Source organism: Pseudomonas sp. GM79 (assembly GCF_000282495.1).
In the GTDB taxonomy this organism is placed as follows: domain Bacteria; phylum Pseudomonadota; class Gammaproteobacteria; order Pseudomonadales; family Pseudomonadaceae; genus Aquipseudomonas.
In genome coordinates, this window is sequence record NZ_AKJE01000048.1 from 1 (window position 1) to 10,152 (window position 10,152).

Below are 10,152 nucleotides of genomic sequence, written 5' to 3' on the forward strand. Positions count from 1 at the left end.
GCTCGGCAGCTGCTACAGAACTCGCTGGCGCGATACGCAAGTTGATCTACGCTTGAGTGGATCCAATCGGAATACCGTCCCCGAGGGCGCTCGCCATGGTTCCAGTTACCCAGCTTTGCAGCATTTTGGAGTCCGGTTTCAAACCGCTGTCCTGCGAGTGCACCGTGAATCGCGATGAAACATTGCGAATCAAGGTCTTCGATCGCACTACCGGGCGGATTGAACTGTTGATCACTGGTGTATCGCCCGACGAATTGACCAGTGTCCGCGATATTTCCAATCTGATCGGCGAACTTCGCACCGAAATGCGCGCCGGGCGCCGAGCCTTCGCTGGTGTAATGGCCTAACCAAGACTCCCTGTAGCAGCTGTCGAGCCCCAGCGAGGCTGCGTTCGGCTGCGTAGCAGTCGTGAATCCGGCTAATGCGGTCTGCCTGATGTATCGCAATCTCTGATTTTATGACTGCTTCGCCGCCGAACGCAGCCTCGCTGGGGCTCGACATCTGCTACAGATTGCATTACGGCTCAGGCCTGGTTTTCAGGTCGGTCGCGCGGCAGCAGTTCATCGATCATCTGCAAACAATGATTCAACCCCGGCGATACATCGCCCACGCGCCTGCTGAGGATGATCGGCGAGGTCGCGTTGTCTTCCAGCACCGGGGTGAAGCCAATGTCGTCGCGGTGCAGCAACTGCACTGAGGCCGGCACCAACGTTACCCCGATTCCCGCACCCACCAGACCGATCGCTGTTTGCAGTTCATTGGTCCATTGCGCCACGTTGATATGCACGCCATAGGATTCGAATAACGCGATCACGTGGTCGGCGTAGCTGGGCCGCGGGTTGCCGGGGTAGAGCACGAAGGGTTCTTTTGCCAGGTCACGAAGGCTGATCGGTCCGGCCAGTAATGGATGGCCGGCGGGCAGGGCGGCGACCAGCCGGTCTTCAGTCAAAACAGTCTGGATGATCGCCGGGTCGTCGATGCGGATGCGCCCGAAGCCGATATCAATGCGCCCGGCCTTGAGCGCTTGCACCTGTTGCAACGTGGTCATTTCCGAGAGCCCCAACTCAAGCGCCAGCGGCTCACCGCTGCGCAGTCGGCGTATCAGTTCCGGCAGCACGCCATAGAGTGTCGATGGTGCAAAGCCGATGCCCAGCCAGGTCTTTTCGCCCAGCCCGATCCGCCGTGTGTTGTCGCACACCTTGGCCAACTGTTCGAGCAGGGCGGTGGAATGTTCATGGAAAAACCGCCCGGCGTCAGTCAGCTTCAGCGGTCGGCCGCGCTCCAGCAGCAGCACCCCGAGTTCGTCTTCCAGCTGCTGGATCTGCCGGCTCAGCGGCGGTTGGGCGATGTGCAGCAACTCGGCCGCGCGGGTGAAGTTGAGGGTTTGAGCCAGCACCTGAAAATACCGCAGGTGACGCAGTTCCATGAGGCCTCCGGACGTCGGTCTGTTAAATACCTTTAAGGTATCGAGTCAGACCAATTCTATATTGGCTTCCCGAAAAAAGCCGTACCAGAATCCGTTCCAGAACTTTAAGAACCTGACGGGTATCGACATGCGTGCAACTGCCATTGAATCGATCGAGACGATCATCGTCGATCTGCCGACCATCCGCCCGCACAAGCTGGCGATGCACACGATGCAAAACCAGACCTTGGTGATCATCCGTGTGCGCTGTGCCGACGGTATTGAAGGGATTGGTGAATCGACCACCATTGGCGGTCTGGCCTATGGCAACGAAAGCCCGGACAGCATCAAGACCAACATCGACAAACACTTCGCGCCATTGCTGATCGGCCAGGACAGCGGCAATGTGAATGCCGCAATGTTGCGCCTGGAGCGCAGCATTCGTGGCAACACCTTCGCCAAGTCAGGTATCGAAAGCGCCTTGCTCGACGCCCAAGGCAAGCGCCTGGGTCTGCCGGTCAGCGAGCTGCTGGGCGGTCGCGTTCGTGATGCGCTGCCGGTGGCGTGGACCCTGGCCAGCGGCGACACCGCCAAGGACATTGCCGAAGCGGAACAAATGCTCGACCTGCGCCGCCATCGGATCTTCAAGCTGAAAATCGGCGCAGGCGAGGTCAACCGCGACCTGGCCCACGTCATTGCGATCAAAAATGCGCTGGGCGATCGCGCCAGCGTGCGGGTTGATGTCAATCAGGCCTGGGACGAAGCGGTTGCCCTGCGGGCCTGCCGGATCCTCGGAAGCAACGGCATCGACCTGATCGAACAACCGATCTCGCGCAATAACCGCGCCGGCATGGTGCGCCTGAATACCGTGAGCCCGGCGCCGATCATGGCCGATGAATCCATCGAATGCGTGGAAGATGCCTTCAACCTGGCGCGGGAGGGCGCGGCTTCGGTATTCGCCCTGAAAATCGCCAAGAACGGCGGCCCACGTGCCGTGTTGCGAACCGCCGCAATTGCCGAGGCGGCCGGAATTGGCCTGTACGGCGGCACCATGCTCGAAGGCGGTATCGGCACGCTGGCCTCGGCCCATGCCTTCGTCACGCTGAACACACTGGGCTGGGACACCGAGCTGTTCGGCCCGCTGCTACTCACCGAAGACATTCTCAGCGAGCCACTGGTCTACCGCGATTTCCAACTGCACGTCCCGCAAACACCGGGGCTGGGCCTGGTTCTGGATGAAGAGCGCCTGGCGTTTTTCCGGCGGGACAAAGTCTCCAGGACCACATCCACTGCCGTTCATCAAGCCTGAGGAGGGCATCATGCTGTTTCACGTAAAAATGACTGTGAATTTACCGGTCGACATGAATCCGGAGCGCGCCGCTCAGCTCAAGGCCGACGAAAAAGCCCTGGCCCAGCGCCTGCAAGAGCAAGGCAAGTGGCGTCATCTATGGCGCATCGCCGGGCTCTATGCCAATTACAGCGTGTTCGATGTCGACAGCGTTCAGGAACTGCATGACCTACTGATGCAATTGCCGCTGTACCCGTACATGGCGATCGAAGTCACCGCGATGTGCCGGCATCCTTCTTCCATTCGCGAGGATGACCGCTGAACCCAGCCTGTTCAGTTCGCTACGCTAATAATTACAAGATGAGGAACCACCATGAACGTCAAGATTTCCCACACTGCCAGTGCCCAGAAGTTTCTCGAAGACGCCAGCGGTCTGCATAACGAAGCCGGCGATCCGCGGGTCAAGGCGCTGATTTACCGGATCCTGCGCGATTCGGTGAACATCATCGAAGACCTGGCCGTGACCCCGGAAGAGTTCTGGAAAGCCGTCAACTACCTCAACGTGCTGGGTGCGCGTCAAGAGGCCGGGTTGGTGGTGGCCGGGCTCGGTCTGGAGCATTACCTCGACCTGCTGATGGACGCCGAAGACGAGCAGGCCGGCAAAGCCGGCGGCACACCGCGGACCATCGAAGGGCCGCTGTATGTGGCGGGTGCGCCACTGTCGGAAGGTGAAGCGCGGCTGGACGATGGCGTCGATCCGGGTGTGGTGCTGTTCATGCAGGGCCAGGTGCGCAACACCGTCGGCGAACCGCTGGCTGGCGCGGTGGTGGATGTCTGGCACGCCAACACCGGCGGCACTTATTCGTACTTCGATACCACTCAATCGGAATTCAACCTGCGTCGTCGTATCGTCACCGATGCTGAGGGCCGGTACCGTTTTCGCAGCATCGTGCCGTCGGGCTACGGCTGCCCGCCGGACGGTCCGACCCAGCAATTGCTCGATCAACTGGGCCGTCATGGTCAGCGGCCGGCGCACATTCACTTCTTCATCTCCGCGCCGGATCATCGTCACCTGACCACCCAGATCAACCTCGACGGCGATCAGTACCTGCATGACGATTTCGCCTACGCCACCCGTGATGAGTTGATTGCCAAGATCACCTTCAGCGACGATCCGCAGCGTGCGGCGGCCCAAGGTGTGAGCGGGCGTTTTGCCGAAATCGATTTTGACTTCACGCTGCAGTCGTCTGCCCAGCCTGAGGAGCAGCAACGCCACGAACGGGTTCGTGCACTCGAGGACTGACGCCACTGCGAGCTGATCCGGGCCACGAGATAACCGACCGTTTATCTCGTGGCCTTCTGCATCACAGCCAGTACCCTAGAATGTCGGCGCCACCGATAACAACAATGAGAGTGAACCGATGATGCAAGCGCAATTGTTGAGTCATCGCAGCAGAGTCTTCGACCATGCCGACCCCTACGCGGTGTCGGGCTACGTCAATCAGCATGTCGGTAACCATTGCCTCCGGATGCCCAGGGCCGGCCGGCCGCTGGCCAGCCTCGATCATCGCAAATTCGCCAGCCTCGACCTGTGCCGCATCAGTTACGGCGCCAGCGTGCGGGTTATGTCCCATGCGCTGGACAGCATCTATCACTTGCAAGTGTTGCTGCGCGGTAACTGCCTGTGGCGTGGCCATGGTCAGGAACATTACTTCGCTCCCGGCGAGTTGCTGCTGATCAACCCTGACGATCCAGTGGATCTGACCTATTCCAGTGATTGCGAAAAATTCATCCTGAAAGTCCCCTCGCGGCTGCTGGAGTCGGTGTGCGAAGAGCAGCGCTGGCGTTACCCGGGGCAGGGCGTGCGGTTCCTGGAGAACCGTTATCAACTCAATGAACTGGAAGGTTTCGTCGGTCTGCTGGCGATGATTTGCCAAGAGGCGGAAGCCACCGAACAGATTCCCCGGGTGCAGGAGCACTATGCGCAAATCGTGGTCAGCAAAATGCTTGGTCTGATGAAGACCAACGTCATGCGCACCGATCCCGGCTCACCCTCGGCCACGTTCGAGGCGCTGGCCGATTACATCGCGTGCAACCTCAAGCAGGACATCGACAGCGAAGAACTGGCGCGCCAGGCGCGGATGAGCCTGCGTTCGCTGTACGGGCTGTTCGAACGCAACGCGGGGGACACGCCGAAAAACTACATCCGGCAGAAAAAGCTCGAACGCATTCACGCCAACCTGAGCGACCCGACCTGCAACGTGCGCAACGTCACGGAAGTGGCCATGGATTACGGCTTTCTGCACCTGGGCCGGTTCTCCGACAGCTACCGCAAACAGTTCGGCGAATTGCCTTCCGATACCCTCAAACGCCGTCATTGAACGTGCACCCAATCCCTGTAGGAGCTGCCGCAGGCTGCGATCTTTTGACTTTGTTTTTAAAAGACAAGATCAAGAGATCGCAGCCTTCGGCAGCTCCTACGGTTTTGTTTCCGCCCGATATGTCACGGGCGATACCCTCTGCACAAAACGGATACAGGTCTGCACCCGGCGGATAGTCCGCCCCATCCCCTCGTCCTAGCATGGCCCTGCCTGAATAAAAACAATGGAGGCGGCGGCCATGTCCCTGCGACCCGAATACCTTCACTCCCTGCTTGAAGAAGACCCTGAGCAGGGCATCTATCGCTGCAAGCGCGAGATGTTCACCGATCCGCGGCTGTTCGACCTCGAGATGGAACACATCTTTGAAGGCAACTGGCTGTACCTCGCCCACGAAAGCCAGATCCCCAACAATAACGATTTCTACACCACCACCATGGGGCGTCAGTCGATCTTCATCGCGCGCAACAAGGACGGTGAGTTGAATGCCTTTATCAATGCGTGCAGCCACCGTGGAGCGATGCTCTGCCGGCACAAGACCGGCAACAAGAGTTCGTACACCTGCCCATTCCACGGCTGGACCTTCAACAACTCCGGCAAGCTGCTCAAGGTCAAGGACCCGGCGGCGGCTGGCTACCCGGCGAGCTTCAATTGCGAAGGCTCCCACGACCTGACCAAAGTCGCGCGTTTCGAATCCTATCGCGGCTTCCTGTTCGGCAGCCTCAAGGCCGATGTCGTGCCGCTGGTTGAGCACCTGGGCGAGTCGGCGAAGATCATCGACATGATTGTCGACCAGTCCGCCGATGGCCTGGAAGTGCTGCGCGGTTCCTCCAGTTATATCTACGAAGGCAACTGGAAACTCACCGCCGAAAACGGTGCCGACGGTTATCACGTCAGCTCGGTGCACTGGAACTACGCCGCGACCCAGAACCAGCGCAAACAGCGCGAGGCCGGTGATTGCAACCCGACCATGAGCGCCGGCACCTGGGCCAAGCAGGGCGGCGGTTTCTATTCCTTTGACAAGGGCCACATGCTGCTCTGGACCCGTTGGTCCAACCCCGAGGACCGTCCGCTGTACGAGCGTCGCGACGAGTTGGCCCGGGATTTCGGCAAGGCTCGCGCTGACTGGATGATCGAGAACTCGCGCAACCTGTGCCTGTACCCGAACGTGTACCTGATGGACCAGTTCAGCTCGCAGATCCGCATCGCCCGGCCGATCTCGGTCAACCGCACCGAAATCACCATTTACTGCATCGCCCCCAAAGGCGAAAGCGACCACGCCCGTTCGAGCCGGATTCGTCAGTACGAGGATTTCTTCAACGTCAGCGGCATGGCGACTCCGGACGATCTGGAAGAGTTTCGCTCCTGTCAGACGGGTTACCAGGGCAGCGTCACCACGTGGAACGACATGTCCCGTGGCGCCGAACATTGGGTCGAAGGCGCTGATGACGCGGCCAAGGAAATCGACCTGCATCCGCTGCTCAGCGGCGTGCGTACCGAAGACGAAGGCCTGTTCGTGTTGCAACACAAGTATTGGCAGCAAACGATGCTCAAGGCGTTGGCCGCGGAGCAGTCCGAACTGATTGCAGTGGAGGCCGTGCAATGACCATTACCTATGACGCGGTGCGCGATTTTCTCTACCGCGAAGCACGCTACCTCGACGACAAACAATGGGACGACTGGCTGGAGTTGTACGCGCCGGACGCCACGTTCTGGATGCCATCCTGGGATGACAACGACGAGCTGACAGAAGACCCGCAGCGGGAAATCTCGCTGATCTGGTACGGCAGCCGCACCGGCCTGGAAGACCGCATCTTCCGCATCAAGACCGAGCGTTCCAGCGCCAGCGTGCCGGACACCCGCACCTCGCACAACCTCAGCAATATCGAGCTGCTCGAACAGGCAGACGGGCTATGCAAGGTGCGCTTCAACTGGCACACCCTGAGCTTTCGCTACAAGACCGTCGACAGCTATTTCGGCAGCAGCTTCTACACCCTGGATGTGCGCGGTGAGAACCCGTTGATCAAGGCCAAGAAAGTGATCCTGAAGAACGACTACGTTCGTCAGGTCATCGATGTCTACCACCTCTGAGGCGGCCGTCATGACTCATTCCATTGCATTCAATTTCGAAGATGGCGTCACCCGGTTCATCGACGCCAACGCCGGCGAAACCGTGGCCGATGCCGCGTATCGCCAAGGCATCAATATTCCACTGGACTGCCGCGACGGCGCCTGCGGAACCTGCAAGTGCTTCGCCGAGGCTGGCCGCTACGATTTGGGCGAGGACTACATCGAAGACGCCCTCAGCGCTGACGAAGCGCAGCAGGGTTTTGTCCTGACCTGCCAGATGCGCGCGCAGAGCGATTGCGTGGTGCGGGTGCCGGCTTCATCGGATGTCTGCCGCACCCGTCAGGCCAGTTACGACGCAACCATCAGCGCCGTGCGCCAGTTGTCCGACAGCACCATCGCGCTGTCGATCAAGGGCGAGGCCTTGAGCAAGCTGGCGTTCCTGCCGGGGCAGTATGTGAACCTCGGGGTGCCCGGCAGTGAGCAGACCCGCGCTTACTCGTTCAGCTCGTTGCAGCGCGACGGCGAAGTCAGCTTTCTAATTCGCAACGTGCCCGGTGGCTTGATGAGCAGCTTCCTCACCGGCATGGCCAAGGCCGGCGACAGCATGAGCCTGGCCGGACCGTTGGGCAGCTTCTATCTGCGCGACATCCGTCGTCCATTGTTGCTGCTGGCGGGTGGCACCGGTCTGGCGCCGTTTACAGCGATGCTGGAAAAAATCGCCGAGCAGGGCAGTGAACATCCGCTGCATTTGATCTACGGCGTGACCAACGATTTCGACCTGGTGGAACTCGATCGACTCGAAGCCTTCGCCGCACGAATTGCGAACTTCAGCTTCAGTGCCTGCGTGGCCAATCCCGACAGCCGGCACCCGCTCAAGGGTTACGTGACCCAACACATCGAGCCACGGCATTTGAACGATGGCGACGTCGACGTCTACCTGTGCGGCCCGCCGCCGATGGTCGAAGCGGTCAGCCAGTTCATCCGCGAGCAAGGCATTGCGCCGGTGAACTTCTACTTTGAAAAATTTGCCGCCAGCGCGGCCTGAGCCGTGCTGGGGGGAGCGATGAAAATCCTGTGGGAGCGTGGCTTGCCCGCGAAGAATGCACCGCGGTTTTTCAGGCATTACGCGTCATCGTTCTTCGCGGGCAAGCCACGCTCCCACAGGTTCTGCGTTTTAACTTACCTGGTTCGCTCCCACAGAACTAACTGGCCGGCATCCTTCGTCACGAGGTACACATGAACAGATTCCACGAAAAAGTCGCGCTGATTACCGGTGCCGCCCAAGGCATCGGCCGGCGCGTGGCTGAACGCATGGCCGCCGAAGGTGCGCGACTGATTTTGGTCGACCGCTCCGATCTGGTGTTCGAACTCCAGAAGGAATTGGGGCAGAGCAGCCAGGTACTAGCCCTGACCGCCGACCTTGAGCAGTACAGCGAATGCAGTCGCGTTATGCGCACCGCTGTCGAGCGTTTTGATCGCCTCGATGTGCTGGTCAATAACGTCGGCGGCACGATCTGGACCAAGCCTTTCGAACACTATGAAGAGCAGCAGATCGAAGCCGAAGTCCGCCGTTCGTTGTTCCCGACGCTGTGGTGTTGCCATGCCGCGCTGCCGTTCATGCTCGAACAAGGCAGTGGCGCCATTGTTAACGTTTCGTCTATTGCGACCCGTAGCGTCAATCGCGTGCCATACGGTGCGGCGAAGGGCGGGGTCAATGCGCTGACCGCATGCCTGGCCTTCGAAACGGCCGGTCGTGGCGTGCGGGTCAACGCGACCGCCCCCGGTGGCACCGAGGCGCCACCGCGACTGATCCCACGCAACACCGCGCAACAGAGCGCTCAGGAAAAGCTTTGGTATCAGCAGATTGTCGACCAGACCCTCGACAGCAGTTTGATGAAGCGCTACGGCACGCTGGATGAGCAGGCAAGCGCTATCCTGTTTCTGGCCAGCGACGAAGCCTCCTACATCACCGGCATGGTCATGCCGGTCGGTGGCGGCGATCTGGGCTGAAAAGCTTTCAGATGGCGTCGGCTAAAGCCTGAATACCTGCGACCTACAAGCGACGCTGAAACGCTTTGACGATTCTGAGCGCGGCGTCGCTTATTTTCAGGTTGTGGACGGCCTCCAGCGGATACCAGATGCAGTCGAAGATTTCATTCTGTGGCCGAGCCTCTGCCAGGTTTACGACCGACGCCTCATATACATGGTGCCGGGTGCTGGTCGTTTCCCATTCCATCAAGTACAGCATGTCATCGACCTCAAGCCCTGTTTCCTCGTAGAGCTCTCGCATGGCCGCGCCCGCAGCGGTTTCGCCAGACTCGACTTTTCCGCCTGGCAAGGTCCAGCGACACTTGGGTTTGCGCACCAGGAGAATATGCCGATCCTGCTCGCAAATGACGGTTGCACGTACTTTCATGGTTTACCCGACTGCTGCCTGTCACAAAACAGTCATAAAAATGCAATATTCAGACCGACATCCGCAGAAGTGTCTGCTTCAAGGGTTGGAGTCGACAGGGCGGCTGAAAGTGCAATGAAATGCCGGAATCCTGACGCGACGTCTGGCTGGCACTTCAGTGAAGGTCGGGTGTAAGGTAATTGAGTCGATCCAGGACTATCACTGCCGAAATGGAGGTGACTATGAGCGTTCCGATGCTGACCAAAATGCACATGAACGGCTACGACGTACTCAGCGTGAACAACGGCCCCTGGCGGGTGTGCACCAAAGGTGACCGGTTGGGAGCCTTTGGCAGCAGAGAGGAGGCGCTGGCTTATGCAGCTTCGCTTCCCGCCTACAGAGCCCGGTCGAGTAAAGCGTCGCGTAGCCACAAATCAGACAAATAGTGCGCTGAAGCCCCGGTACGCCGGGGCGTGGTAGCAGCTGCCGAGCCTGCGAGGCTGCGTTCGGCCGCGAAGCGGTCGTGATTTCAGGCGGCGCGGTGTTTCAGTATGACCTTGTATGCAGGTTTACGACTGCTTCGCAGCCGAACGCAGCCTCGCAGGCTCGGCAGCTG

General features: G+C 59.7%; 12 protein-coding genes. 10 read left to right on the top strand and 2 right to left on the bottom strand.

Annotated elements, in window-relative coordinates; translation table 11 throughout:
* Positions 1-95: 95 nt before the first annotated feature.
* Positions 96-347, top strand: coding sequence for a DUF1652 domain-containing protein (locus PMI36_RS14785; RefSeq protein WP_008072143.1), 252 nt, complete (start codon positions 96-98; stop codon positions 345-347).
* Positions 348-523: 176 nt separating this feature from the next.
* Here PMI36_RS14785 and PMI36_RS14780 read toward each other — a convergent pair whose 3' ends face one another.
* On the bottom strand, positions 524-1,426 hold the full coding sequence (locus tag PMI36_RS14780; RefSeq protein ID WP_008072144.1) for a LysR family transcriptional regulator: 903 nt from the start codon (positions 1,424-1,426) through the stop codon (positions 524-526).
* Between the two features lie 127 nt (positions 1,427-1,553).
* Between PMI36_RS14780 and PMI36_RS14775 the strand changes: the two genes are divergently transcribed.
* The 8 genes from PMI36_RS14775 to PMI36_RS14740 all read left to right on the top strand — a co-directional run bounded on the left by PMI36_RS14775 (position 1,554) and on the right by PMI36_RS14740 (position 9,151).
* The gene (locus PMI36_RS14775) at positions 1,554-2,714 is read left to right on the top strand and encodes a muconate cycloisomerase family protein (protein ID WP_008072145.1); all 1,161 of its coding nucleotides are present in this window, start codon (positions 1,554-1,556) and stop codon (positions 2,712-2,714) included.
* 10 nt (positions 2,715-2,724) lie between these two features.
* Positions 2,725-3,015, top strand: a complete 291-nt coding sequence (gene catC / locus PMI36_RS14770) for a muconolactone Delta-isomerase (protein ID WP_007895545.1) — start codon at positions 2,725-2,727, stop codon at positions 3,013-3,015.
* Between the two features lie 51 nt (positions 3,016-3,066).
* A complete protein-coding gene (catA, locus tag PMI36_RS14765; RefSeq protein ID WP_008072146.1) occupies positions 3,067-3,996 on the top strand; it encodes a catechol 1,2-dioxygenase in 930 nt (309 codons plus the stop codon).
* A 118-nt stretch (positions 3,997-4,114) separates the two neighbouring features.
* A complete protein-coding gene (locus PMI36_RS14760) occupies positions 4,115-5,074 on the top strand; it encodes an AraC family transcriptional regulator (RefSeq protein ID WP_008072147.1) in 960 nt (319 codons plus the stop codon).
* A 238-nt stretch (positions 5,075-5,312) separates the two neighbouring features.
* Positions 5,313-6,677 (top strand): benzoate 1,2-dioxygenase large subunit, encoded by a 1,365-nt coding sequence (benA, locus tag PMI36_RS14755; RefSeq protein WP_008072149.1) that lies wholly within the window; start codon positions 5,313-5,315, stop codon positions 6,675-6,677.
* Positions 6,674-7,162 carry a benzoate 1,2-dioxygenase small subunit gene (gene benB, locus PMI36_RS14750; RefSeq protein ID WP_008072150.1) on the top strand — a complete coding sequence of 163 codons (489 nt, stop codon included), beginning with the start codon at positions 6,674-6,676 and terminating at the stop codon, positions 7,160-7,162. The genes benA and benB overlap by 4 nt, the downstream gene beginning before the upstream one ends.
* 10 nt (positions 7,163-7,172) lie before the next feature.
* The gene (benC, locus tag PMI36_RS14745; protein WP_008072151.1) at positions 7,173-8,186 is read left to right on the top strand and encodes a benzoate 1,2-dioxygenase electron transfer component BenC; all 1,014 of its coding nucleotides are present in this window, start codon (positions 7,173-7,175) and stop codon (positions 8,184-8,186) included.
* A gap of 191 nt (positions 8,187-8,377) precedes the next feature.
* Positions 8,378-9,151: a 1,6-dihydroxycyclohexa-2,4-diene-1-carboxylate dehydrogenase gene (locus PMI36_RS14740; RefSeq protein WP_008072152.1), complete on the top strand. Its 774-nt coding sequence runs from the start codon at positions 8,378-8,380 to the stop codon at positions 9,149-9,151.
* Between the two features lie 43 nt (positions 9,152-9,194).
* On the opposite strand, the gene PMI36_RS14735 is transcribed toward PMI36_RS14740, so the two are convergent.
* On the bottom strand, positions 9,195-9,557 hold the full coding sequence (locus tag PMI36_RS14735) for an NUDIX hydrolase (RefSeq protein WP_008072153.1): 363 nt from the start codon (positions 9,555-9,557) through the stop codon (positions 9,195-9,197).
* 221 nt (positions 9,558-9,778) lie between these two features.
* On the opposite strand from PMI36_RS14735, the gene PMI36_RS31995 reads away from it, so the two are divergent.
* The gene (locus tag PMI36_RS31995) at positions 9,779-9,982 is read left to right on the top strand and encodes an SPOR domain-containing protein (RefSeq protein ID WP_008072154.1); all 204 of its coding nucleotides are present in this window, start codon (positions 9,779-9,781) and stop codon (positions 9,980-9,982) included.
* Positions 9,983-10,152 lie beyond the last annotated feature (170 nt).

Coding starts and splice junctions, on each gene's coding strand:
- PMI36_RS14775 (WP_008072145.1), top strand. CDS start 1,554: ATGCGTGCAACTGCCATTGAATCGATCGAGACGATCATCGTCGATCTG.
- PMI36_RS14760 (WP_008072147.1), top strand. CDS start 4,115: ATGATGCAAGCGCAATTGTTGAGTCATCGCAGCAGAGTCTTCGACCAT.
- benA (WP_008072149.1), top strand. CDS start 5,313: ATGTCCCTGCGACCCGAATACCTTCACTCCCTGCTTGAAGAAGACCCT.
- catC (WP_007895545.1), top strand. CDS start 2,725: ATGCTGTTTCACGTAAAAATGACTGTGAATTTACCGGTCGACATGAAT.
- PMI36_RS14785 (WP_008072143.1), top strand. CDS start 96: ATGGTTCCAGTTACCCAGCTTTGCAGCATTTTGGAGTCCGGTTTCAAA.
- PMI36_RS14740 (WP_008072152.1), top strand. CDS start 8,378: ATGAACAGATTCCACGAAAAAGTCGCGCTGATTACCGGTGCCGCCCAA.
- catA (WP_008072146.1), top strand. CDS start 3,067: ATGAACGTCAAGATTTCCCACACTGCCAGTGCCCAGAAGTTTCTCGAA.
- PMI36_RS14780 (WP_008072144.1), bottom strand. CDS start 1,426: ATGGAACTGCGTCACCTGCGGTATTTTCAGGTGCTGGCTCAAACCCTC.
- PMI36_RS14735 (WP_008072153.1), bottom strand. CDS start 9,557: ATGAAAGTACGTGCAACCGTCATTTGCGAGCAGGATCGGCATATTCTC.
- PMI36_RS31995 (WP_008072154.1), top strand. CDS start 9,779: ATGAGCGTTCCGATGCTGACCAAAATGCACATGAACGGCTACGACGTA.
- benC (WP_008072151.1), top strand. CDS start 7,173: ATGACTCATTCCATTGCATTCAATTTCGAAGATGGCGTCACCCGGTTC.
- benB (WP_008072150.1), top strand. CDS start 6,674: ATGACCATTACCTATGACGCGGTGCGCGATTTTCTCTACCGCGAAGCA.